The organism is Paenibacillus rhizoplanae, assembly GCF_042684125.1.
GTDB classification, from domain to species: domain Bacteria; phylum Bacillota; class Bacilli; order Paenibacillales; family Paenibacillaceae; genus Paenibacillus_AQ; species Paenibacillus_AQ rhizoplanae.
The window spans coordinates 1-24719 of the sequence record NZ_JBHUKY010000064.1; the positions used below are offsets into that span (position 1 = coordinate 1).

A 24719-nucleotide genomic window follows, 5' to 3' on the forward strand; every position below is an offset into this window, starting at 1 on the left:
CCTTCCTTACACCCAAAACAAACGGCATAGGGCTTTTCCCCATACCGTTTTGGATTCCGTTTTTAATTCCAAACTTATCTTTGAGCTTATCTTAATGACATTGGCACTTGTGCTCCTCATTTCCGCCTACCGCTCACTTTCGGCTAATTCAGGTGCACTTGTGCTCCTCATTTCCGCCTACCGCTCACTTTCGGCTAATTCAGGTGCACTAATGCTCCTCATTTCCGCTCGCCGCCCGCTTTCGGCTAATTCAGGAGTCCACTTGTGCTCCTCATTTCCGCCTACCACTCACTTTCAGCTAATTCAGGTGCACTTGTGCTCCTCATTTCCTCCCACCGCCCGCTTTCGGCCGAAATTCCTACCATATCTCGGAATCTATCATACTTTGAACAAGCTCATAGCGGCAGATCCGATTGCTCTCAGGCGTCAACACTGGTTTGAATTTACCTTTGTCACCTAGAGTAGTTAGGTGTTTTATCGCTGTCCTCCGATTGATGCCCATTTGCTTCACCACATCCACCGGCCGAATCATCCCATTCATCCGGCTCGCCATCTGCAATATGTCGCGCTCTATCCTCGAAAATTGGCCACTCCCCTCAGAACTGGTTTTCAACAAACATGGGGTTAGCAAAGCTTTCAGCAGGGAGATGGTCTGCTCCGGTGCAGACTCCAGATCATCGTACGGGACGGCGATGACGCGGTATCCGGCAATCTGCAGATAGGTCTCCCGGTTCAGCTCCTGGCGGTAGCGGGTGCGATCCGTGTTCTGAACATGCGGCCCATATCCCTTGATCTCAATAGCAAACTTTACCTGTCCAGGCTTCCACACAAAATCCACAAAATACGGCCTGCCCCGCCAATCGGCAACCTCGTACTCCGGATGAAGATCATCCAACTTCCCGAAAATCGGCCACCATACCCGCTCCACAAACATTTGCTCCCCATGCCGGTGCCCCCGGTCCAGCCGGTCCAGACGTTCCCCCGTCCTGCGTTTCTTATGATACTCCAGCCATCTCTGATGCTCTTCAGCAAATCCCATTTCTCTCTTCCTCCTCTGCAAAATCAATTCTCTCCCCGCAAACTGAGCTTGATCATCCCACCTGTCTCCACTCACTTCCGGGGGCGTCAGAACCTAAAGTTACTGACGTATTCGCGCACAAAATGACGTATTCGCGCACAAAAAATCCCGCACCCAATCAATCAGGGTGCGGGATGTGCTTCATCCGTTTTTCAGATTATAGTACCGGCTTGCTCCCCCCGTCAATAATATACTCCACTCATACAGTGACTTCGCATAAATAAATGCCTTTCCACTGCGAAAATGGCGGGGCCAATGTCCGCATGAGGCCGGGGTTTGAGCGAAACGAAGTTTGATCAAGCACACATTCAGCCACAGCAATAGCTCAAGCCGGGCCAGAATGTGAGCAGCATAACCAGCAGCTACACTCCCTGCCACAACCCTACTTCCCCTCCGCCCAGCACATCCGCTCTGTTCTTACGGCTTCGCCGGACTCAATGGCCTTCTCAATCAGCTGGCCGAGGTATACATCCTGTGAGGCTTCCTCCAGTCCGTAGAAGGCGGGGCCGCCAGCCGCATAGAGAGCCATCTTGTCCAGACAGGACGCAATGGCGAGCTCGTCATCGTACAGCCGGGCCGGGGCGAACGGGTTGTTATACAGCCATTGCTCTCCGCAAATAATCCCCTGGAGGTAATAGCCTTCGGCATTCTCCTGTTCTCCACGGTTGATGCGCTTCAGCTCCATTTGCAGAGGCACCAGATCCTCCTGCTGGATCAGCACCCGATTGTCGAAGATCTCCCCGCGCTCTCCGCGCACGCTAAGATGATTCGAGCGCGTCCAGGAGCGGTGCTGGTCCTTGGTGAAATCGTAAATGCCCAGCCGGTCTCCGAAATCCAGCCAGGCCAAGTCTCTTTGGAGAGGGGTCAGCTTGTCTTCAACCGGAGGGCCGCTGCGGGTAGGTCCGCCAACCCAACTGGAGGCGAACCGCATCCCCCGGATGACCGCCTCCTCGAACCCGATGCCGAGCATCCTGCGCATCAGGGCTGCCCCATGATATAGATGGGATACGGAGACCGTCGTCTCGGTGATTCTGCCCAGCCTGCCAGAACGGATCAGCGACATCCGCGCCTCCTGAACCGGATGGTAAGGGTACTGCTCTGCGACCTGTATCCAAGCCCCGTGCACGGTTAGCTCCTTGTGCAGCTGCTCCAGCTCTTCCAGACTGGAGGCAGGAGGCGTCTCTGTCAGGGCCGGAAGACCAATCTCGGCCAGCCGGTACAAATAGTTCATTGCCGCCCCGCCGCTGACGGAGACTACTGCGAAATCCGGGTCCTCATTCTGCAGCAGCTCGTCAAGGGAACGGTATGTCTGAACACCCCACGCCGCTTCTATCTCCTGTCCCTGGGCCCGGTCCCTGACCACAAGGCCGCCAATCTGGAACAATTCCGGCAAGACCCTGGCAATTCGTAAATAATACTGTGCGCGGAATCCGGCTCCGCCGATAATACTGAAGTTAACGGGCATAACCCTGTCCTCCCTGATGTCACATTGATGTTGGTGCAGATCAGCCGCAAGTTCCTGCTTCGTTATTGCGGCTTCTACCATCATACTTGTCTCTAGCGGATTATATGTGTCATCATTTGATCAGCTCCGTGGGATTCATCCCGGTGATCTTCTTGAATAGCGTGCTGAAATAAGGGATGTTCTTGTAGCCAACCCGCTCCGCCACTTCATAGACCAGCATATTGCGCTCCATTAATAGTTCCCTGGCCTTCTCAATTCGTACCCGGGTCAGGTAATTGTTGAAGGTCTCCCCGGTAATGTTCTTGAAAATAATCGACAAATGATTCCGGGAGATGAACACCTTATCCGACAGATCAGCCAGCGTAAGCTCCTCGGCGTAATGCTCATGAATATAGTTGGTCATGAAATCCACGACCTGCCGGTGCTTACTGCTGCCCTTCCATTGGCGGCTGGCACAGATCGCTGTGATTTTGGCGGACAACCAGCTTGCCAGCTGGTCGGGTACGGCCAGGTTGCCGATCTCCTGGGCAATCTGGTCATTAGTGAACAGATCATCGAGCACGAAGCCCGACTCATACAGGGAGTAGGTGATAATGCCCCATAGCTCGCTGCCGAGCATCTGCACGTAGCTGGCGGAGACCCCTTGCTGCGCTTGCAGCTCGGCAATGTATCCGTATACAAGCTGCTGCGCCTCCGCCTCCTGTGAAGCCTTCATCGCGGCGGCCAGCTTGTAGGAGAACTTCACCGGGAAGAGCACCCCACGGTCCTGCCCGCTGCTGTGGCTCTCACGGTAGCAGTACACCTCATAGGCCGGACTAATCCGTAAGGCTCCGTGATCCATGGCGCGGAACGCCTCCTCCGTCGATTCAGGAATCTTTGTCCACGTATCCTTCAGCCCCCCTATACCTATGCGGACTACCAGCCTGAGATACGAATGGATGCTGTCAATCAACCGCGTCCCCAGCTCCTCCAGCTGCTGTGTGCATTCTGCCTCAGGGTGGATAATCAGCAAGGCCCGGTAGCTGTTCAGCTCGGTGTATTCCATATTGGCGTAGTGCTTGCGCGTTACCTCACAAGCAATATTGCTGACCGCGAAGCGCAGCAGATTCCAGTCCGAGACCGAGAAGGAGCTGGCCCGGTCATCGCGGATCAGCTCGATCCCGATGGTCGCATGCCTGCCATCCAGCCAATAATGATACGATGGCGGAAGATGGGTATTGTTCCGGTACGAAGGCTCCAGGGTACCGACCGCGGCGGACCGGACCCATTCCTTCTCGACAAAAGGCTCGTACAGCATCATTTTCAGCTCCAGCTCGCCTTGTCTGATCACCTTCTCCTGCTCTCTGAGCAGCTCTGCAATCACCTTATGAAGGATCGTTCTAAGCGTAGGCAGACTAATCGGCTTGGAGACATAGTCACTGACCTGAAGCCGGAGGGCTTGTCTGGCATGCTCGAAGTCTGAATAACCGCTTAGAATAATGATTTTGCCCTTGAAGCCCTCGTTCCTTAATTGCTCCATCATCTCCAGGCCGCTCATTACCGGCATATAGATATCCGTGATTACAATGTCCGGGCTGGTTGCCCGGATCATCGCCAGACCGTCCTCCCCGTTCAGCGCCTCACCGGCCCATTCCGCACCCAGCTCCTCCCATGGAATCGCCCGTTTCATCCCCTGAAGTACCTGGCGCTCATCGTCAATAATAGCGATCTTCCACATCATGTCTGCCTCCTTAAGCTTCTCTGGCCCGCAGCAGCCGTATCAGCCTTCCTTCGCGGCGAGAGAAGCAGTCAGTATCTGTGCCGGAGCCTCTGTGAGCAGCGGCAGAACAATCTCTACCCGGGTCCCTCCCTCTTCACGTTCCTTCAGCGTAACCCCGTAGTCATTTCCGAAATATCCGGCAATCCGCTCTCGCACATTCCGTATGCCATAGCCGCCGGTATGCCGTCTCTGGGGCCGCGCCTCCGGCTGCTTCAGGCCTGCCCCGTTATCATCAATTCTAATCTGCAGTGTCTCCTCTACCTTAGTCAGGCGGATCGAGACATGTCCGCTGCGCTGCTTATTGAAGCCGTGTACAATTGAATTCTCCACAAAAGGCTGCAGGGTCAGCTTGGGAAGATAGGCCTCCTGAAGCCCCGGTTCCACCTCGATGGTGTACTCCAGGCCGTCGCCCCAGCGGAGCTGCTGGATTTCGAGATAACACTGGATGTGCTGCAATTCCTCCGATACCATGATGAAGCTTGCCCCGTTGGATAAGCCGATCCTGAACATCTGGCCCATCAGCTCCAGAATCCGGCTCAGCTCATCCTGTCCTGCTTCAATCGCCATCCAGTTAAGCTGGTCCAGCATATTGTAGAGAAAATGGGGATTGATATTGGCCTGTAAGGCCTCAATCTCCGCCTTGCGCTGCTGCTCGTACCGCCGCTCCAGCGACAGGTACAGCTCCTCGATACGCTCGGTCTGCTTGCGGTAGCCGGAGAATAGATAACCGAATTCATTCTCATAGTCGCTAGGCAGCTCCTCCTTGTGCCCTCCGACTGAATACACTTTCATAGCGCTTACAAGCTGCTTAATCGGCTTGGAGAATTGCCGGCTCAGATAATGTGTCAGGAGCAAGACCAGCAGAATCGCTCCAATCCCGATCAGCCCAATCCATTCCGCCAGCTCCAGACTGCTTGCCGTAATCTGCTTCCAGGAGGTGAATTCAATCAGCGTCCAGATGGAATTGTCCATTCTCGAGTAGACCAGCAGCGTATTACCGGAGTCCTTATCGCCGGGAATATGGACATAACCGGATTTGTTGCTCTTGAGGTCGATCCATTTAGACCACTCTTTCTGCTCCAGCGTCTCCCCGATACTCAGAATCTGCTTGCCGGCGCTGTCCGCCATGATCCGGTTCGACCCGGTGGAGTTGCCGGTTAGCAGCGCACGGATCTCCTTGGCCTTAATATGAACGACCAGCACACCGAGATAGTCGTTCTCGTTCATGATTTTCCGGGCGAAGCTAAGCACCGGAATGTCTCCCTGCACACTGGGAATGGAATATTCCCCCGACCAGGCGAAATCGCTTTTCACCAGATTCCTGGACCAGGACTGCTTATCCAGATCGAGAATATTGCGGAATTGAATATAGCTCTGCCCGCTGCTCGGCATCGGCTGATCCATGTAGAGGTCAATCCCCTGGATTAACGGAATGGCGTAGGTCAGATTGCCAAGCGCACTCTCAACGCTTATACGCTTGCGGTACCGTTCGAAATCATCCTGCCTGTTCGATAGAAAGGTCGTCAGCTCGTTGTCCCGTGAGGTGGACAGTGAGATCTGCTCAATCATATCCAGCCGGGTGGTGATCTCATTGTTCAATTCATCCAGCAGCCGCTGCTGATAGTGGGAGGTGGTCTGTACAAGGGCTTTGGAGGAATTGCTGTAGCTGGTCCAAGCCGTTACCGCTATCACTAGAATAATTATAATAGCAAAGCTGTGAAAAAATAGACGGTCGATCCTGTACTTTTTAAAAGGATTGGTCAAGTGATCCCCTTCCTTCGCCTCCGCTTCATACGAAATAAACGGTAAAGCGTCGAATAAGGCTCAGGCGCTTTACCGTTATCGGACGGATGTTTTTTACATCTTATCCCTTTATGCCTGTTGTCGCAATCCCGTCCACGAAATACTTTTGCAGGAAGGTGAACACAAGCGTTGCCGGAACAATAGAGACAAGTGACATGGCCAGGAGCTGGCCCCACTCGGCTGCAGACTGGGAGTCATTGATCATGCGCAGCGCAAGTCCCACCGTGTATTTGTCTACCGTGTTGATGTACAGGAGATGTCCCAGGAAGTCATCCCAGTTCCACAGGAAGCAGAAGATCGTCACCGTAACGACCGCCGGGAAGGCCAGCGGCATGACCACTCTCCAGAAAATCCCGAACCAGGAGCAGCCGTCGATTTTGGCCGATTCGTCCAGCTCCTTGGGCACGCCGCGGATAAACTGGATCAGCAGGAAGACGAAGAAGCTCCCGCCGGCCCCACCCGCCAGCAGATGGGGAACGACAAACGGCAAATACGTGTTCACCCAGCCCAGCTGATGGAATAAGGCGTACTGGGGAATGATCAGCACCTGGCCCGGCATCATCAGCGTCAGCATCAGAATCGAGAACCAGAATTTCTTCAGCGGAAAATCCAGCCGGGCGAACCCGAAGGCAACCAGCGTACAGGATAACAGCGTTGCGATCAGCACCATAATTTCCAGCCAGAAGGTGTTGAGGTAGAAATCAGTGAACGTATGTCCGGGAACTGAGTTCCAGCCTTTGGTGAAGTTCTCCCACTGCGGGACGGACGGGAAGATTCCCGGTGAACTCAGCTCGGTGCTGTCCTTCAGCGAGGCTCCGATCCACCAGACAATCGGATAGACCATGAGGAAGCTGAAGAGAATCATGAATACATGCCGGAGTGCAGGCTTCCAATTCAAAGTTGTCATTTGCGTTTTTTCCCTCCAGTGTCAGTCTCATAGAATACCCAATATTTCGAGGTGTAGGAGATCAGCAGTGTTGCGGCAACAATGGCGACCAGCATAATCCAGGCGAGTGCAGAAGCGTAGCCCAGCTCGTACCGGCTGAAGGCCCGTTCATACAAATACATGGCATATACATATGTAGCGTTCATCGGGCCGCCATTCGTAATCACGAAGGCCGAGGTGAACATCTGGAAGGCGTTGATCACGGCCATGATCAGGTTGAAGTAGAGAATCGGCGACAGCATAGGCAGTGTAATGCGGAAGAATTGAATGAACTTGTTCGCCCCGTCTACCGAGGAAGCTTCATACAAGTCATTGGGAATCTGCTTCAGCCCTGCCAGGAAGATTACCATGGTGGAGCCGAATTGCCAGACCGTCAGCAGAATCAGTGTGCCAAGCGCGGTGTCCGGGTTGGTGATCCAGCTTTTCCCTTCGATACCGAAGACTGCAATCAGCTTGTTAAAAATCCCGTCTACCCCGAAGATGTTGCGCCAGAGCAGTGATACCCCGATACTCCCTCCGATTAGGGAAGGGAAATAGATCGCTGTGCGGTAGACACTGATCCCTCTGACCGCTCTGCTGAGTACCATGGCCACCAGCAAGGCTGCAATCAGCTTAAGGGGCACAGAGGCCAGCACGTACATGACCGTGACTTTGGCGGATTGAATGAATTTGGGGTCTGCGGTGAAAATCCGTTCGTAATTGCGGGACCCGATCCATTTCATCGGCTGCATCAGGGTGTAGTCGGTAAACGAATAGTACAGCGATAAGAACAACGGATACGCTGTCAGTACCAGGAACCCGATCAGCCAGGGCGAAATAAACAAATAGCCTGCAAGCGGAGCGTTCCACCGGCTTTTGAAATAGGAGCTTTTTTTCGGCGCTGGCGAGGCTTCGGCTAAAGTGGTTGTGGAGCGGTTCATCTGTGGTCACCTCTTGTGGTCAATTTGTATAGCTTAAGTATAGTATTGGGCCACACTCCGGCTAAAGGAGGGCAATGCTCGAATTCTTTCAAAATATAACGATTAATTCGAAAACACGTTAAAAAGATAAAGCCCGGAACATTGCTGTCCCGGGCTTTCAGTTCATACCTTATTTCTCGTAGGATAGCGAGGCTTCCTTCAGCTGCTTGAACGCCTCTTCTGGTGTAGACTTGCCGAAGCTGAGCTGGTCGCGGACAAGTACCCAGTCCTTGTCGATGAAGTTCGTCCAGCCGCCGGCTCCGGCCGACCAGGTCTGGCCATCCGGCTCCGTAGCACGGAGCAGAGCCAAGCCTACCTTATCCAGATCGCTCATGTTCGCTTCCAGCAGGGCCGCATTATCCTTGTTGGCCGGCAGACCGCGGAAGGTTTGGGTAATATTGGCCGCTTCAGCATCATTCACGAACCAGTTGATGAATTTCTTGGCTTCTTCAGCATGCTTGGAGTTCTTGGAGACCGCCATGTACATCGACGGCTTCAGCCAGCCTCCGGCCTCTTCGGCACGCGGCATGGTTACAAGTGCGTAGGCTCCTGGCTTAATGCTGTCCCAGGTTCCCAGATTGTTGGAGAAGCTGTAACGGAACAGCACCTTGCCTGCTGCGAGCAGATCCATTTGCGGATCATTTTCCTTATCGGAGGCATTCACATCCGCCGGAGGAACCAGGCCTTCCTTACGCAGCTCTTCGAATTTACGGGTCCAGTCCAGATACGTGGCTTCATCCACGTTGAAATGACCCTCATTCGTGATAACCTGCCCTTTGCCTTTGGCATACTGATACGCCGAGTACATGAAATAGTTACCTGCATAGTCGAGGGTGAAATACTGTCCCTTCGGCAGCTTGGACTTGGATTCCTTCGCTAAGGCGAAGAACTCATCCCAGGTCCAGCCGTTAGCCGGATTCGCAATCCCCAGCTTATCCATAGCCGCTTTATCATATACCATACCGAAGGCTACAGAGCCGAGTGGAACAGCGTACTGCTTACTGTCCAATTGGCCGCCTGCCAGCAGCTTCGTATCGAATTTGCTTACATCTACCTCAGGAGCCAGGTCGGCCAGTTGCTGGCGGGCCATCCAGTCCGGCATCCAGCCCGGGTCAAGCTGAACAACATCGGGTGCATTGTTGGCTGCAGCCTGCGTGGATAATTTGTCCAGATAACCGTCCATACCGGAATACTCCGGCTCGAAGGTTACGTTCGGATTATTCTTCGTGTACAATTCCAGGGCCGCCAAGGTAGCTTCGTGACGCGGCTGTGAGCCCCACCACATAATCCGCAGCTTGACCGGCTCATTGGTGCTTGGCGCTTCAGTTGCAGCAGCCGTCGCAGCAGCATTCGTGCTGGCAGGTGCTTCTGTAGCCCCTCCTGCATTGTTTACCTTATTCCCTCCGCCGCCACAGGCAGCCAGTGTACCTAATATCGCTGTCATCGCCAGGACCGAAAGAGAACGCTTCCATTTCAACATCTTTAACCCTCCTGTATACATCTGTATTCTCTTGCTACATTGCTATAGTAACAAGACAGGTTGGAAGTTCATAGGAGGGCGATGCACGAATTCTTATAAAATCTTACGAATCTGCCATCCTGCAGCTAGGCAAAAAACATTCAAAGGCTGCTCCGCTATCCTAAGATAGCGAAACAGCCCTCAGTCTCAACTCTGCGTTGCTTATTTCATCATACTGGCGGCAATGGCGATAAGCTCATCCTTCGTTAGCTCCGTATTCTCCTGGCCGGCGATCACAGAATAGATAACCTTTGCACCCGGGTCAGACCAAACCAACTCGTACTTAAATCCCAAGTCAAGCTCCTTGTTGCCGGAGTCATCCGAAAAAATGGCCTGTCTACCTTTTATCTCTATATTTTCCATCTTTGTATATTCACTCCACGAGAGCGGATCAGCCGGGTTTTGGTTGTCATCCACAAGCGAGACACCGATTCTCACCTGAACGTCCCCCTTCTTGTATACCAGTGAGGAATACGGGTAGTCAATGTTCTCCGCCTTCTCCACTCTCCAGGCCAACTGGAAGTTGTCTCCCAGGTCTCTCTCGTTTCCGCCTTTAAGCTCCTGCACATCCGGAACTTTTAAGAAAAAAGGCTTGATGATAGCCTCATGCAGGGCATATCCTTCCGGCAGATACGCCGGCTGCTCCAGGACCGGAGCGTTGTGCTCCTCTACACTGGTCTTATAGGCGGTATAGTCCTTGAACGTGAGGGGCGGGCGATACATGTTCATACTCCCCTCTCCCTCCTCGTCTTCACGCGTAATTACATAGGTGGCATATTCTCCAGGAAGCAACAGCTCCTTCATGAGCTCTGCCCCTTTTGAATACTTCTGGTTATAGAGAATACTCAGCTTCTGGTTGGCTTCATACTCTGCACCCGGCTCTGCGTTGGGAATATAAGGCTTCAAGGGTTCTTTCGCCTTCTCAATCAGCGTTCCGCCGGAAGCCGTCGCCGGAAGCGGCTGATACGGAAGCACCTTATACTGGGCTCCGGCCCCTTGCCGGACTTCACCCGAACTCTGGGCTTCAGCTCCTTGCTGGAGTTTGCCGGAGAATTGGGTATAGCCTCCGCCCAGCAAGACCAGTGCCAGGACCGCCGCCGCCCAGCCCTTCACCGGCATCCGCTTCTGTCTCCGTCCGGTTCTTGTTTCCATTCTGCGCATTACTTTTGGTGCCTCTCCGCTTGGCGGAAGGGTCTGAAGCAGGTTCTCGTCTTCTTCAGCAGTCAATGCCCCCTCAAGCCCGAGCGCCTTCATTACTGGTTCGTGAACATCAACGGTGTTCCAATGTGCTGAACGGTCTCCCTCCTTCAGAAACTGCTCCTCTGGAGTTAATTCACGCTTGCCCATAATTGTTTCTCCCTTCTCTCAATCGCTTTTTTAAGTTTTTCCCTGGTCCGTTCATATCTTTTGCGTACGGTAGCCGTACTCACACCCAGAATTTCACTGATTTCCGCAAATGATTTATCTTCATAAATCCGCAGGATCAATAAATTCCGGTCCTCCACATCCAGCTTCCGCAGAGCAGCCGAGACCGGCTCGCTGAACAGGCGGTTCTGGGCCATTTGCTCGGCGCTTTTCTCCGTAACCTCCTGCCGGAGCAGCTTCCGCACCTGCTGCTGGAATTTCTGCCGCCGCAGCAGGTTCAGGCAGTGATGATAAGCAATCTTGTAGAGCCATGAGGTAAAATCTGCCTGAGGCTTGTACTGCCCGATATTCTGGTAGGCCTTGATCAGGATATCCTGTACTGCGTCTTCTGCCTCTTCCTTGTTGTTCAGCAAGCGGTAACAATAGAGGTAAATCCGTTGCTGGTACAGCCTGATCACATCCGAGTACAAGCCTCCTTCCCCGCCCTGAATCCTTCTAATCTTCTCTTCGATAGGGTCCACGATAATCTCCTTTCTGCAAATCATATAGATATAACACATGAGCCGTATGTAATGTGACAATTATCTTTTTTTACAGCTCCACAACAAAAAAGAGACCCCCAGATGAATTCTGTTGATCTCTCCGTTGAAGAACCTATGAACCTATAAGCTTCCTAAAACTGTCTGTCTGCTCTATTCCAGCTCGACCGTCTGATTCAGATTCAGCCCGTCAGTGTCCTGGCCGGTCATCCGCTTGAACATGTATACCGCCTTCTCGGCCAGATTGCCGCTCTTCCAGTATTCGGCGGCTTCGGCATGGACCTTGATCAGAATCACAGCCGGGTCATCATAGCTGGTCTTCAGGAAGGTATCGTACCCTGCACTCCAGAGCTCTTTCTTCTTGTTCACATCGGTTACAATCTCAGCCGTTCCACGGATGGAGATATAGGACTTATCTGCATAGACCACGTTCACCCGCGGATCATACAGAATCTCTCCGAACTTGCTGGTGTTCTTCTTGGTCAGGAACCACAAGTCCCCGTCGAATTCTACCTCTTGTGTCTTCATGGGCCGGGAGACCAGCCCTTCCTCCGAAATCGTAGTCAGCATAGCCATATCAATACCCTTGATCAGCTTGCGGACCGTCTCAACGGCTTCCTCGTGACTATGGTGTGTAGTTGACATCTTTACCGCCTCTTTTCTTCCAGGATAGGGAATAGGTTATCCAAATGCATAGCATTTATTAACCAGAAGCGGCGAAGCATTACCGGATACCGGTGAAATCCGGGAAATCAGCAGCGTACATGTTTGCGTTTGAAGCCGGTCCGGCCTTTGTCGACAGCCTTCATAATATTATCGTACGCGTGGATGAGCTTGCTCTTCGGCTTGTCCTTGTCCACCTCGACCGGACCCACCCGCTCCGCCGTCTCACGCGCCAGATCATGAAGCGGCGAATACGATACAGCCACCGTATACATAAAATTGTTCATCGAATACCGGGTGCGCTCCGGGGACTGATGAATGCTCTGTTCAACCTGCTCCAGCATAGCAGCCAGCTTACTCTCGGAGAACTCCTGATCCGGACGGCTTCCCAGCAGCCAGCAGTAACAGCTCCAGCCTGCCGACATCCGGAGATCCTCTCCGCTCCTGATCCACTCATCCGCCACCTGCTGGGCAATATCTGCTTCAGCCAAGGTTACAGCCACCACGAAATCAGACAGCATATAGAAATAAGCCCCGTCCATCCACCGGTTGTAATCCGCTTCCGTCATCCCATTCGGGTCGGCAATGATCCCGGCAAAATACATCGCATCATAATTACCTGTGGCATACAGCTCCTCAGCCAGCGCCTGGTTGATTCCGGTTTTCTTAAAAATCGGCTTCATCGCACCGGTAGCCACACCAAAGAGCGGCTCCCGTGCGCCGTTTGCGGTATACATCTTCTTGGTCCGTTCCTTGCCAAGCGCTTCAAGCTCCTGCATCACTTGTTCTGCATTCATTGAACGTTCCTCCTTTTAGCTACCTCTCGTCTTCCGCCGGAATATCCGGCAGCAGCGGACGGCCCTCAGGGTAAGCATTCTGATTCAGCTGGTCGCCAATCCACGCTTTGCCGTCCTCACCGGTTTCTTTTTTCCAGATGGGAACGATTTGCTTGATCCGCTCAATCACGTATTCATTCGCTTCATAGGCAGCCTTACGGTGGGGCGAAGAGACTGCGATGACCACGGCAATATCGGTAATCTCCAGCCTGCCGATCCGGTGGGTGACTGCAACCTTCGTATCCGGCCAGCGCTCCAGCACTTCCTGCCCGATGCGCTTCAGCTGCGTTACAGCCATGGACGGGTATGCTTCATATTCAAGATACAAGGTTTTCTTCCCCTGTGTGAACTCACGCACCGTCCCGATGAATAAGGTAATCGCCCCGGCCTCTCTGCGCAGAACTTTATCCGATACCTCAGCGGGTATAATCGCGGACTCTGTAATTTCAAATAACGAATGGCCCATTCGCTCACTTCCCTTCGATAGATGCAGCAGCTGCTCATATTGCTCGGGTGTATCTATATCTGCCGCGAAATCTTCCTCTAGCCCCGCACCGGCCAGCTCGTCCCGTTCCACCCCTAGCCAGTGCAGTGATTCTAATAAGCCAGCCAGCCGGTACTCACGGTTCTCCAGTCTTGCCGTAATGTCCGGCAGGAGCCGGTGCGGCCGGTATACGCCATGCAGCATCTGATGCTTGCCGTCAATCACGGGCAGAACTGCGTCATAACCGCCTGCTTCAAGCCGGGTAAGCATCCATGCGGCGGCCGGAGCTGATATATTAGGACTGTCACAGCTTACCACCCAGGCATAGTCCGTCTTTACATGGGCAAAAGCGGCATGAAACCCGCTCAGCGGCCCATGCCCGGCATAAACATCCGGTATATATAGAATATCCGATGAAAGACGTTCCAGATACAGGGAAGGATGGTTCGTGACCACAATCACGCTGGAGCACAGGGTCTGCAGCTCCCTCACCTGCCGGACAATGAACGGTTCCCCGTGATAGGTCAGGAGGGCCTTATTCCGGCCCTGCATCCGGGAGTTCTGCCCGCCCGCCAGTATTATTCCTGTCAGCACCAAAGGCACCTCCTGTAGCAGAATTTAGGACTGAAGCAGTGACAGCGCCAGTGCGATAACCGCCTGATCCGCAAGCGCCTGAACCCGCAAAGACAATACCGGCGGACTATCCGGGCTAATCCGGGAACCAGACGCTTCACTCTGTAGTTCCGCAGCCTCTTCCCAGCTTAACCACAGGCGTATGTTCGTTGCTTCCTTTTGCAGCGTTATCTGGTCCTCAGTGCGGCGAATTAGGGCGATCTTGGGATAATCCGCAGATTTGAACCCCTCGGCAATTACCAGATCTACTCTGCCGTGCATCGACTCGGCGATTTCCCGCAGTGAGGCCGCAGATCTGCGCATGACCCTTGTCGCCTCCGGTGAGGTCAATACCGTCTCCACTGCACCGTACAGAAGATGCTTGCTGCTATCCGTTTCCGGATCATCCAGCTGGAAGAGATGGGCATCATGCTTGGCAGAGCCAACCCGTAGTCCTTGCACAGACAAGGCCTCGATTAACCGGCAGGCGAGGGTTGTTTTGCCGCTGTTCTTGTATCCGATAATTTGCAGTACAGGAACTAGGCGCTGTACCGCCGCATGCTGAGATTCCGTAGTCACGGTAACTGCTCCTCTGCTTGAAGGTCTATTCCGATTATACACTATTCCGGCCGCTGCCCGTTCCCCGCCTAATCGCCTGACAGGTCGCCACTGTGCTTCAAATCACCAGCCTTCCCCGCCGGATACAAGTATAGTTAAAGAGTCTGGTAGCTTACATGTCATGATATATCCGCGAAGGAGGTCTATTGCTATATGAAAAAATACATCCCCAACCAGCACGGCGCCTGGGCGATGCTCGTTCTCCCGTTTCTGCTGGGCGTCGCCGCTTCCAAGGGACAGTTCATACATATTCCGCTGTTTGTCTGCTGGCTGCTGATATATCTGTTCAGCTTTCCGCTATTGCAGGGGGTGAAGACCCGGAAGTTCGCACGTTATTCCCAGCCGCTCAGGTTATACGGACTTCTGCTGCTTCCGTTCGCCCTCTATCTCGTGATTGTCCAGCCTGTGCTGCTGGGGTTCGTGCTGCTGCTCTTGCCGTTATTCGCTGTTAACCTCTATTATGCCCGGACCAGGAATGAACGCGCCCTGCTTAATGATATCTCCGCAATTGTTGCGTTCTGCTTAGTGATTTATCCCGTCTTCTATGTGGGGCAGGGGGAGAACTGGAGGGCCGTGAATGAGCTGTTCGTGCTGGCGGTGCTGTACTTCATAGGAACTGCCTTCTATGTCAAAACCGTCATCCGTGAGCGGAACAATATCCGCTTCTATTATGGATCCGTGGTCTATCATCTGCTGTTCGCCGCAGCCGGTCTGTACCTGTTCCCTTCACTGCTGGTCCCGCTGCTGGTTCTGCTGCTGCGGGCAGCCCTTCTGCCGAGGACAGGAATTACGGCCAAACGTACGGGAATCATCGAGATCGGCTTCTCCGTCATGTTGTATGTGTCTGTGCTGATGCTGTATTTCTAGGAGAACCAGAATGTTTACTTGGACAAAAATCAGGAAGCTCCTTCGCCAATCCGCGCGAGAGGAGCTTCCTTCAGGTCTGCCAGCCTATTCTACGATCATATCCTGATTGCTTGAGCCCGGCGGCACAATGGGATAGACATTATCCTCTTCGGTGATATCGAATTCCATCACGACCAGCCCTTCCGTATGCAGAGCCTGTTCAATAATCTGCTCCGCTTCACCCAGCGTTCGTGCCCGGAACCCGTGAGCGCCGAAGGACTTGGCCAAGGCAACGAAATCCGGCGAGCTGATTCGCACCGAGGAATAACGCCGGCCCAGAAACAGCTGCTGCCATTGCCGTACCATCCCCAGATACCCGTTCTTGAAGATTGCCACCTTGACATTCAGGCCGTGATCCACGGCGGTCATAATCTCTTGCATATTCATCTGGAAGCTTCCATCCCCTGTAATACACACCACATCGCGGTCAGGAAAAGCAACGGCCGCCCCAATCGCAGCAGGCAGGCCGTACCCCATCGTTCCCAGCCCGCCTGAGGTCAGGAAGGAGCGGGCTTCCGAGAATTCATAATGCGTAGCCGTCCAGATCTGATGCTGGCCGACATCGGTGGCAATCATCGCATCGCCTGCGGTAGCCTTTTGGAGGGCGCGGATGACTTCCTGCGGGGTCAGCTTAGTGCCTTGTTCACGGCCCGGCTTCGGCTTGCGCTGACGCCAGACCGTAATCTGCTCCTCCCAGAGCGGATGCTCCGCGGTATGTACCTGTTCCTGTATTCCTCTGAGCAGCTCCTCACAAGAGCCAGTCACCGCAAGCTCTACGGGGATGTTCTTGTTCAGCTCTGAGGTATCCAGATCCACTTGAATTTTGTAAGATCCCGGCGAGAATGCCTTCCGCTTGCCGGTTACCCGGTCGCTGAACCGTACCCCGAGACATAACACCACATCGGCGCCTTGCAGCGCACGGTTGGCTGCCACCGTTCCATGCATCCCGACCATTCCCAGATGCAGGGGATGCCCGGAAGGGAAAGCCCCGATCCCCATCAGCGTACTCGCCACGGGGAAGTGATGCCGCTCCGCGAATTCCCGCAAGAGGGCAGGGGTCTCTCCCTGCATGCAGCCTCCGCCGACCAGCACCAGCGGCCGCTCTGCACGGCTCAGCCGCTCTGCCGCAAGCAGAATATCCGCAGGATCAATGGACGGATTCGGCTCGTATCCCCGGATCACCGGCGTAGAGCAAGGCCCAGCCGCTTCACTGACGGGAATGAACTCCGCATTCATGACATTCTTCGGCAGATCGATCAGGACGGGGCCCGGTCTTCCCGTGACTGCTACATGGAATGCTTCGTGGACGATTCTGGGAAGCTCGGCAATGTCTCTGACGATATAATTGTGCTTCGTGACCGGCATGGTCATTCCGTAGATATCCACTTCCTGAAAGCTATCCAGACCAATGAGATCAGTGGCGACCTGGCCGGTAAGCACAATCAACGGAACAGAATCCATGAATGCTGTGGCAATGCCGGTGACCGCATTGGTGGCTCCGGGACCACTGGTTACGAGGGCCACCCCCGGACGCCCCGTGGCTCTTGCATATCCGTCCGCTGCATGGACTGCAGCCTGCTCATGCCGGACCAGCACATGCTGAATCCTGTCATTATCATAGAGCGCATCATATAGAGGCAATACGGCACCGCCGGGGTAGCCAAACAGGGTCTCTACCTTTTTCTCAATCAGCATCTCAATCAGCAGTTCTGCTCCGTTCATAGCTACACTTCGTCTCCTGTCATGCGAATTATCCTCCAATATAGGACATGCCAATCTTGGCCTTGCTTCTGTGGGTCTCTTCCGTCCGCTCATCGGAATAACGGTCGCTGCGCTGCTCCCATACCTGCTTAATTGCTGCCAGCAGCTCTTCATCGCCAGCCCCTCCGCGCAGCATGATCCTAAGGTCAAAGCCCTTGGAGGCAAACAGGCAGGTATACAGCTTACCGTCAGAAGACAGCCGGGCACGCGAGCAGGTGGAACAGAACGATTCAGACACGGAAGTGATGAAGCCAACCTGGGCCGGACTGCCAAGATAGCCGTAGCGCTGCGCGACCTCGCCGCTGTAATTCTGCTCAAGAGCTTCCAGCGTATAGACGCTTTGCAGCTGCTGCAGGATTTCTTGCTTGGTGACGACCTTATCATAGCTCCAGCCGTTATCGTTGCCGACATCCATGAACTCGATGAAGCGCAGCGTGATCTTCCGCTTCTTGAAATAGGCGGCCATCGGAAGAATCTCGGATTCGTTCACGCCCCGCTGGACAACCATATTCACCTTGACCTCGAACCCGGCGGCTGCCGCCTGATCTATGGCCTCCAGAATCATTCCCGGCCTGAAGCCGCGCCCGTTCATTCTGCCGAATAGCTCGGGCTCCAGCGCATCCAGGCTGACATTCAGCCTGCGCAGGCCCGCAGCATACAGCGGCGCTGCCTGTCCGCCCAGCAGGACTCCGTTCGTCGTCAGTCCCATATCCTCTACACCGGGAATGGCGGATATCTTGGTAACCAGCTCCGGCAGATGGCGGCGCATCAGCGGTTCGCCTCCGGTCAGGCGGATTTTGCTGACACCCAGCGAGACGAACAGCCTGGTCAACCGGCAGATTTCATCGAAGGTAAGCAGCTCGCTGGCCGGGAGGAAGGCATAATCCTCACCGAATATCTCCTTCGGCATGCAGTAGGAGCAGCGGAAATTGCACCGGTCGGTGACCGATATCCGCAGATCATGGATAGGCCGCCGCAGCTGATCCTGTAGTGGATGAGTATTCATGTGCGTCTATCTCCTTCCGGTAACCTTACAGTCCCCATTCATCCGTACCTTCTTCAGTGCCCAGCAGCAGGACATCCACTGTGTCACCTGAAGCATAACCTCTTGTCCCGCCCGGCAGCACGATCAGGGAGTTCCCGCGTGCAATCGACGATACTGCACCCGACTTATTGAAGCCGGCGGGCCGTACCGTGGTCCCGTCATAGACCGCCCGGATGAACCGGGTGAACGGATTCGCCTTGGCGAAATCCTCCGCCAGCACGGCTGTGGTACGCGGCAGATACAAATGGTCCGCCCCCATCATCTTAAGCAGTGCAGGTCTTACGAACAGCTCGAAGCCGGTGAAGCACGCTGAAGGATTGCCGGATAGTCCGAACAGGAAGGTATCCCCGGCAACTGCCACTGTAGTCACGCTGCCCGGGCGCATCGCCACCTTGTTGAACAACACCTCAGCCCCGAGGCGCTTGTAAATCTCCGGCAGATAGTCATAATCTCCAACCGACACTCCGCCCGTTGTGATCAGACAGTCGGTTTCAGCCATGGCCCGGCGGACTGTCAGCAGGCAATCTTCGAGCTGGTCCGCTTCCGTATCATACATCCGGTAAGGTATCCCCATCCGGGCGAGCTGGGCGGCAATCATCGGTCCGTTGCTGTTACGGATTTTGCCGGGGACCAGGGGTGAATTCACAGCCAGCAGCTCGGTTCCCGTAGACAGAATCCCTACAACCGGCCGTCTCCCCGTCTCTACCTCCGCGTAACCGAAGGTAGCGAGCAGCGCGATCACTCCGGGATGAATGAAGCGGCCTGCCGGAATCACCATTTCCCCTGCCAGCATATCCTCACCCTGCAGAGACAGATTCTCCTGCGGTGCAAACGCCTTGCGGATCGTAAACGTCTGCCCCTCTGACACCGCTTGTTCAAACATGACTACCGCATCTGCTCCAGCCGGCAGCGCCGCCCCTGTCATCAGGCGGACCGCTTCATGGCGGCTGATCACAGCCTGTGAGACTTCCCCGGCGCCGATATGATCCACCACCGTGAAGCTGACCCGGCTGCTGCCGGAAGCACCGGCAGAATCTGCCGAAGCAATAGCATATCCGTCATACGGGGAACGGGTGAAATGCGGAACATCATGGGTTGCCGTGAGCGGCTCCGCCAGTATGCGTCCATAACTTGCATGAAGCGGGACTCTCTCTGTACCTGTGCGGCATACTCTATCGGTAACCCTGAATACAGCTTCTGCTACAGTAACCGGCGTTCTCGTCTTCTCCACCTTCATCTGCTCCTAACCCGGTGTCGGACTGGATACCCAATCCCCGTTTATTTCTGCGTAATATCGCTGAAGGTGCCTACATACCGGACATCTTCACCAGTCTCATCCTTCACAGCGCTGATATTCAGCCACTGCAGGTATTCTTCTCCATTTTTGCGCTTGTTCCAGATCTCGCCCTGCCACATGCCCTTTGCCTTGACCTCACCCCACATCACGCGGTAAAAGTCCTTCGGCTGGCGGCCGGATTTCAGCAGGCTTGGCTGTTTGCCAAGCACCTCTTCTTCGCTAAAGCCGGTAAGCCTCGTGAAGGCCGGATTGACCGTCTTGATGTGGCCGGACACATCCGTGACCAGAATCCCCTGGCCGGTCGAATTGAACACTTCAGAGGTAAGGGCCAGCCGGTCCTGGAAGTACAGCCATACCACAAGCACCAGACTGGCCAGCGCTACCTGAGACAGCAGCATGAAGCCAATGGAATATTGTCCGGTTGCCGCATGAATCACAGATAGCATAATCGGAGGGAAGAATCCGCCCAGACCACCCATCATCGACACGATCCCGTTGGCAATTCCCGCCTGCTTGTTGAAGTACAGCGGAACCAGCTTGAAGATGACCCCGTTGCCGATTCCCGCACTCACCGCTATCGCCAGGCATCCTGCTGTATATAAGCCCATGTCCGGCATGAAGGCCAGAATAATGGCTGCAACCGTATAGATACTGAAGGTGAAGATTAGCAGGAACAAAGGCTGGAACTTGTCAGCCAGCCAGCCGCCGATCGGACGGAAGAAGGTCGCTACTGCGATGAAGCCAGCGGTGCGCATCCCGGCGTCCACTTTGTCCAGACCAAAACTGGATACCAGAAAATTCGGCAGATAAATGGTAAAGGCTACGAAGGAGCCAAAGGTAATGAAATAGAACAAGGAGAACAGCCAGAGCTTCTCGTTCCTGGACACGCCCTTGATTTGTTCAATAATCGGAGTGCGGAGCTTGGGCTCCTGACGGTCCCCGAAGAAGAAATTAAGGACGATGAAGACCAGCAGCAGAATCAGATACATTTTGACTGCGTTAGCCCAGCCGAACTGTGCTGCCAGGATAGGCGCCGAGAAGGTTGTAACCGCTGTGCCGAGATTCCCGATTCCATAGATACCGTTAATCAGACCGTGCTTCTCCTTCGGATAGTACTTCGGCAAAGAGGTTACCCCTACGGAGAAGACCGCGCCGCCGACACCCAGGAACAGGCCGCCGATAATCAGATGGGTTACGGTTGAAGCCACACTGATGAAGTAGACCGGGAACAGCAGCAGCACGAAGCTGGACATAAAAATAATCCGCGCCCCCAGAATATTCGCATAGTAGCCCAGCGGAATTCTCAGAATCGAGCCAAGCACGACCGGAATGGCCGTCACCATCGCCAGCCGCCCGGGAGGGATGCTGATATCCTCCGAGATAAAGGGCATCAGCGATGAGATAATCACCCACACCATGAATCCGGTAATCAAGTTTAAGGTTTGCAGCGGCAATTGCATTTTTTTAATCATTCGTTTCACCTTTTCGCCGTTTTTTCTTGTGATGATTTCCTGTTATCAATACTTCCTGTACTCATTGTATCTGCCGTCCCCCGGCTCAGATATAGGGGAGTCCCCTTTCCCTGACAGGGTAAACCCTAAAAAAATAACGCTACCTAATTGACTGTATGCATTACAGAGTTTTAGGGACAGAATAGCATTATGTGTATACAAAAAGGCTGATTATGTCTACAACGCGTAATTCTGCCATGATATAATAAGCCTATTAAATTGGAGTGATTTCCGCTTAACAATGATCTGGAGATTCATGTGATGGAATTAACAAAGCTCGAGGAGCAGGTAATACCGTTAACAGGCGGTTTAATCAACTGGTTATTATTCCTGAAGGGTGTTGAACAACCAAACTGGGAGGTGCTGACCATGAATGAACCCATGTTAAAAAAAGCAATGGATACACTTGAATTTCTGAGCCAGGATGCCGCTACACGTATGGAGTATGATGCCCGGATGAAGTATTTGCGTGACGAGGCTTCACGGATGAACGGTGCTAAAGCGGAAGGGCGTGCGGAAGGAATTGCTGAAGGAATTGCGGAGGGAATTGCTAAGGGTGAACAAAAAAAGGCAGAAGCCATAGTACTTGAACTTCTTGCGCTTGGAGTAGAAACCTCAGTTATTCTTAAAGCTTCAGGTCTCACAGAACAACAAATCTTAAGGTTGAAATCACAGATGGGGAAGTACTGACCGAACCTCCTGTTGAAAAAGTATGAATTCTTCTATTATCAAAAGTATCAAAAAGCCGCCCCAATGGAATTGGAGCGGCCTGTTTTTTGTCACGTAATCAGCGTATTTAACTGTTCACTTAAACGTTCCTTGTCCTTCGCGCTCAACTGGGTCTCGCCCATCGGAAAGATCACCGTCTCTTCTTTGACAAAATGCACCGTCAGCACCTCAAAGGCCTCCCCCGCATCCTGAACGGCTGAACGGATCGCCTCAAGCGGCATCTGGTCTATATTCCCCTCGGAGTGGTGCAGGAAATGCCCGATATATCCGTCAATCTCGCGGTGCTCCTCCTGGATGCCGGCCAGCGGCCCTTGCTCAAAGCCGATATAATTACCCAGCAGCGGGAAGAAATGCGTTTCTTCCTTCCCGGTATGCTTCTTCAGCGGCTCCACGAACTCCAGGATCGCCTGGCGCAGCTTATGGAGCCGGGTCCGGGCCTCTTCCAGAGCGAGCGGCTCCTGCTCATACCACAGCACGAGCTCATGCCATTCCTCCATCAGAAAAGATAAATAGCGGTGTTCATTCTCAAGGATACGCATCGCGGGCAGCGTAAACCTGAGGCCTGCATGTTCCGGCATACAGCTACCCCCTCCCGTTGCCGGTCAGAAATCCAGCATTTTTTTCCTCAAAGCATATTCGACCAGCTCCGGCCGGCTTTTAAGGTTTAATTTCTCCATAATTTTGGCTTTGTGGGCTTCCACGGTCTTCACGGAAATGAAGAGCTTCTCGGCGATCTCCTTATTCCCGTATCCCTTGGCAATGAGCGGCAGAATCTCCAGCTCCCGCTTGGACAACAGCTCGAACAGGTCCTCGGTCCCGGCGGTCTTCTCCTGCTTAATGAACTCGCGGACCAGCGACGTAGCCATCTTGGGATGAATATAAGTGCCGCCTTCATAGATAGTCCGGATGGCCAGCAGCAGCTCCTCGTCAGGCGCACTCTTGAGCACATAACCGGAGGCCCCGCTCTTCAGGACATGGAAAAGATATTCATCATCGTCATGCATCGTGAGAATCAGAATTTTGGTATCGGGATAATCCTCTTTAATCTTGCCGGTCGCGGTCAGCCCGCTTTCTCCCGGAGGCATACTTAAATCCATGATCAGAATGTCCGGCCGGAACTTGGCTACCATGGTATAAGCCTCCCTGCCGTCAGCCGCCGCTCCGATCACTTCAATGTCATCCTGGAAATTGAGAATCATGGAGAATCCGCTGCGAACAATTGCATGGTCGTCTGCAATGACGATCTTCATCTGAAGCTCATTCCTTTCCTTGGGCCATCCCTACCGGCACCTGCAAAACAATTCGGGTCCCCTTGCCCAGCTGTGAATCCACACTGAAGGTGCCGCCCACCAGCTCCGCCCGTTCCTGCATCCCGAACAGGCCAAGGCCGGTTCCCGCAGGCTCGTCTCCCGGATGGAAGCCGATACCCTCATCCTCAACCCGCAGCAGAAGGATGCCGCCGGTCTCGGTAAGCGAGACCCTGACGCTGTCTACCTGCGCATACTTCAGGGCGTTCAGCACAGCCTCCTGGCATACCCGGTACATGACCGTCTCAATCTCGCTCCCATACCGCTTCTCCGAGAGCCGGGATTCATATTCAATCAGCAGGCCGTAGGTTTGTTCCACCCGCTTGAAGTGGGAGCGGAAGGCCGCCTCCAGCCCGAAGTCATCCAAGGCAGCCGGTCTAAGCTCTACCGAGAGGTTGCGGATATCATTCAGCAGCCGGGTCATGGACACTTCAGTTTGCTTCATCTTCTTCAGCAGCCCGTCGTCGGCTGTCATATATTTCAGCACACGCAGATCAATCACAGCACTCATCAGCTCTTGCGCAACGCTATCATGCAGTTCACGGGAGATCCGCTTGCGTTCATTCTCCTGGGCCTCAATAATATGCTTCATCATCTTGTTCTGGTAGAACTTCTCCTGCGTCTTGAACTGTCTCGTCAGATCCCTGAGCATGAAGATTCTGATCCCGTTCTCTTCATCTATAGTGTGGAAGGTTGCCGCATAAGGGACAACCCCCTTGTCCCTAGTCTCCAGATAGACTTGATACGAGGTGAACTCCTCCAAGTCCGGTGTATGAAAATAACAATTCAGGCAGGTACGCAGCTCCGTCTCACTGGTATATCCCCGGCAGGTTCCGCAGAGTGCTTCAGGATTCCCCTGATACAGCTGCTTCAGAACATCCTTGTCGACGATGGTCTCGGCAGCCGGATTCATAGCCAACGCTTTCCCTTCCCGGTCAAAAAAGAACATCGCTTCCGAGCTGTTCTCGAACAGCTTCGTCATGAGCGTGCTACGCAAATCCGTTCCGGATATCATCAACTGAGCAACAATTCCTTCCCGTTCAAGTCTCCAATCCCCCTCCGCGCTACCGCTTCCAGGTCTTTAAGCATTTCAGCGGTTACCTGCTGTTCACCCCGGAAGCCGCCCAGAAGCACGCCTGCCACACGGGCATCATTCCACATCGGCACAGCCCCGATGCTGTTCAGATTCTCTATCTTGGTGATGGGATAATTGAATAAGGTATCGGCCTTCACTACGAGCTTGACAGACGGAATCAAGAACGGCTTACCAGTCTTGAATACGATTCCTGCAATCCCTCTGCCGGACTGTAGCACAATCCGTTTGTAACGGTCACTGATATTGCCTGAGGCGTATTTCCACCGGATCACATAGTCATATTCCGCCGGTTCGGCGAACGCCAGCGACATGAAGTCATACCCCAGGGCTATGCGGATCTGGTCAAGCTTGATTTGGTAATCCACCTGATTCATCATCGCTTTCTCTCCTCGGATAGAACAGGGAAAGAAGTCCACGCTGC

The 24719-nt window shown here is 53.8% G+C and carries 22 protein-coding genes and 2 pseudogenes; 2 read left to right on the top strand and 22 right to left on the bottom strand.

All coding sequences use genetic code 11. The features are described 5' to 3' along the window. Positions 1 to 358: 358 nt before the first annotated feature. The 14 genes and pseudogenes from ACFSX3_RS25750 to mobB form a co-directional block, all read right to left on the bottom strand. Positions 359 to 1039, bottom strand: coding sequence for a hypothetical protein (locus tag ACFSX3_RS25750; protein ID WP_209993593.1), 681 nt, complete (start codon positions 1037 to 1039; stop codon positions 359 to 361). Between the two features lie 421 nt (positions 1040 to 1460). Next, positions 1461 to 2543, bottom strand: coding sequence for a Gfo/Idh/MocA family protein (locus ACFSX3_RS25755; protein WP_209993594.1), 1083 nt, complete (start codon positions 2541 to 2543; stop codon positions 1461 to 1463). A gap of 112 nt (positions 2544 to 2655) precedes the next feature. Then, positions 2656 to 4260, bottom strand: coding sequence for a response regulator (locus tag ACFSX3_RS25760; RefSeq protein ID WP_209993668.1), 1605 nt, complete (start codon positions 4258 to 4260; stop codon positions 2656 to 2658). 42 nt (positions 4261 to 4302) lie between these two features. Next, on the bottom strand, positions 4303 to 6066 hold the full coding sequence (locus ACFSX3_RS25765; RefSeq protein WP_209993595.1) for a sensor histidine kinase: 1764 nt from the start codon (positions 6064 to 6066) through the stop codon (positions 4303 to 4305). A gap of 100 nt (positions 6067 to 6166) precedes the next feature. Next, the gene (locus ACFSX3_RS25770; RefSeq protein WP_036725825.1) at positions 6167 to 7012 is read right to left on the bottom strand and encodes a carbohydrate ABC transporter permease; all 846 of its coding nucleotides are present in this window, start codon (positions 7010 to 7012) and stop codon (positions 6167 to 6169) included. Next, a complete protein-coding gene (locus ACFSX3_RS25775) occupies positions 7009 to 7971 on the bottom strand; it encodes a carbohydrate ABC transporter permease (protein WP_209993596.1) in 963 nt (320 codons plus the stop codon). The genes ACFSX3_RS25770 and ACFSX3_RS25775 overlap by 4 nt, the downstream gene beginning before the upstream one ends. A gap of 169 nt (positions 7972 to 8140) precedes the next feature. Then, a complete protein-coding gene (locus tag ACFSX3_RS25780) occupies positions 8141 to 9490 on the bottom strand; it encodes an ABC transporter substrate-binding protein (protein WP_209993597.1) in 1350 nt (449 codons plus the stop codon). A gap of 201 nt (positions 9491 to 9691) precedes the next feature. Beyond that, entirely contained in the window at positions 9692 to 10876 is a 1185-nt protein-coding gene (locus ACFSX3_RS25785; RefSeq protein ID WP_209993598.1) for a hypothetical protein, read from the bottom strand. Next, positions 10858 to 11415, bottom strand: coding sequence for an RNA polymerase sigma factor (locus ACFSX3_RS25790; protein WP_339223091.1), 558 nt, complete (start codon positions 11413 to 11415; stop codon positions 10858 to 10860). The genes ACFSX3_RS25785 and ACFSX3_RS25790 overlap by 19 nt, the downstream gene beginning before the upstream one ends. Positions 11416 to 11586: 171 nt before the next feature. After that, positions 11587 to 12078: a pyridoxamine 5'-phosphate oxidase family protein gene (locus ACFSX3_RS25795; RefSeq protein WP_209993600.1), complete on the bottom strand. Its 492-nt coding sequence runs from the start codon at positions 12076 to 12078 to the stop codon at positions 11587 to 11589. Positions 12079 to 12185: 107 nt separating this feature from the next. Beyond that, entirely contained in the window at positions 12186 to 12893 is a 708-nt protein-coding gene (locus ACFSX3_RS25800; RefSeq protein WP_209993601.1) for a DNA alkylation repair protein, read from the bottom strand. Positions 12894 to 12912: 19 nt separating this feature from the next. Beyond that, entirely contained in the window at positions 12913 to 13398 is a 486-nt protein-coding gene (locus ACFSX3_RS25805; protein ID WP_245368307.1) for a molybdenum cofactor biosynthesis protein MoaE, read from the bottom strand. Positions 13399 to 13563: 165 nt separating this feature from the next. Then, positions 13564 to 14019 (bottom strand): annotated as a pseudogene (gene mobA, locus ACFSX3_RS25810) (molybdenum cofactor guanylyltransferase); the annotation flags it as partial. 15 nt (positions 14020 to 14034) lie between these two features. After that, positions 14035 to 14607, bottom strand: a complete 573-nt coding sequence (gene mobB, locus ACFSX3_RS25815) for a molybdopterin-guanine dinucleotide biosynthesis protein B (protein WP_209993603.1) — start codon at positions 14605 to 14607, stop codon at positions 14035 to 14037. A gap of 192 nt (positions 14608 to 14799) precedes the next feature. Between mobB and ACFSX3_RS25820 the strand changes: the two genes are divergently transcribed. Then, positions 14800 to 15513, top strand: a complete 714-nt coding sequence (locus tag ACFSX3_RS25820; RefSeq protein ID WP_209993604.1) for a YwiC-like family protein — start codon at positions 14800 to 14802, stop codon at positions 15511 to 15513. Between the two features lie 84 nt (positions 15514 to 15597). Here ACFSX3_RS25820 and ilvB read toward each other — a convergent pair whose 3' ends face one another. From ilvB to ACFSX3_RS25840, 4 genes are read right to left on the bottom strand one after another with little or no spacing between them, the layout of a single operon-like run. Then, positions 15598 to 17274, bottom strand: coding sequence for a biosynthetic-type acetolactate synthase large subunit (gene ilvB / locus ACFSX3_RS25825; protein WP_209993605.1), 1677 nt, complete (start codon positions 17272 to 17274; stop codon positions 15598 to 15600). Positions 17275 to 17302: 28 nt separating this feature from the next. After that, positions 17303 to 18319 carry a GTP 3',8-cyclase MoaA gene (moaA, locus tag ACFSX3_RS25830; RefSeq protein WP_209993606.1) on the bottom strand — a complete coding sequence of 339 codons (1017 nt, stop codon included), beginning with the start codon at positions 18317 to 18319 and terminating at the stop codon, positions 17303 to 17305. A 25-nt stretch (positions 18320 to 18344) separates the two neighbouring features. Continuing rightward, entirely contained in the window at positions 18345 to 19595 is a 1251-nt protein-coding gene (locus ACFSX3_RS25835; RefSeq protein ID WP_209993607.1) for a molybdopterin molybdotransferase MoeA, read from the bottom strand. 41 nt (positions 19596 to 19636) lie between these two features. Beyond that, on the bottom strand, positions 19637 to 21127 hold the full coding sequence (locus tag ACFSX3_RS25840) for a nitrate/nitrite transporter (protein ID WP_209993608.1): 1491 nt from the start codon (positions 21125 to 21127) through the stop codon (positions 19637 to 19639). Between the two features lie 270 nt (positions 21128 to 21397). On the opposite strand from ACFSX3_RS25840, the pseudogene ACFSX3_RS25845 reads away from it, so the two are divergent. Next, positions 21398 to 21856, top strand: a pseudogene (locus tag ACFSX3_RS25845) (Rpn family recombination-promoting nuclease/putative transposase); the annotation flags it as partial. Between the two features lie 89 nt (positions 21857 to 21945). Here ACFSX3_RS25845 and ACFSX3_RS25850 read toward each other — a convergent pair. The 4 genes from ACFSX3_RS25850 to ACFSX3_RS25865 are packed head-to-tail and all read right to left on the bottom strand — an operon-like array spanning position 21946 to position 24675. Next, positions 21946 to 22473: a hemerythrin domain-containing protein gene (locus ACFSX3_RS25850; protein ID WP_209993609.1), complete on the bottom strand. Its 528-nt coding sequence runs from the start codon at positions 22471 to 22473 to the stop codon at positions 21946 to 21948. A gap of 24 nt (positions 22474 to 22497) precedes the next feature. Then, positions 22498 to 23145 (bottom strand): response regulator transcription factor, encoded by a 648-nt coding sequence (locus ACFSX3_RS25855; protein WP_209993610.1) that lies wholly within the window; start codon positions 23143 to 23145, stop codon positions 22498 to 22500. Positions 23146 to 23152: 7 nt separating this feature from the next. Next, positions 23153 to 24217: a sensor histidine kinase gene (locus tag ACFSX3_RS25860; protein WP_379258903.1), complete on the bottom strand. Its 1065-nt coding sequence runs from the start codon at positions 24215 to 24217 to the stop codon at positions 23153 to 23155. Continuing rightward, entirely contained in the window at positions 24217 to 24675 is a 459-nt protein-coding gene (locus tag ACFSX3_RS25865; protein ID WP_209993611.1) for a GAF domain-containing protein, read from the bottom strand. The genes ACFSX3_RS25860 and ACFSX3_RS25865 overlap by 1 nt, the downstream gene beginning before the upstream one ends. Positions 24676 to 24719 lie beyond the last annotated feature (44 nt).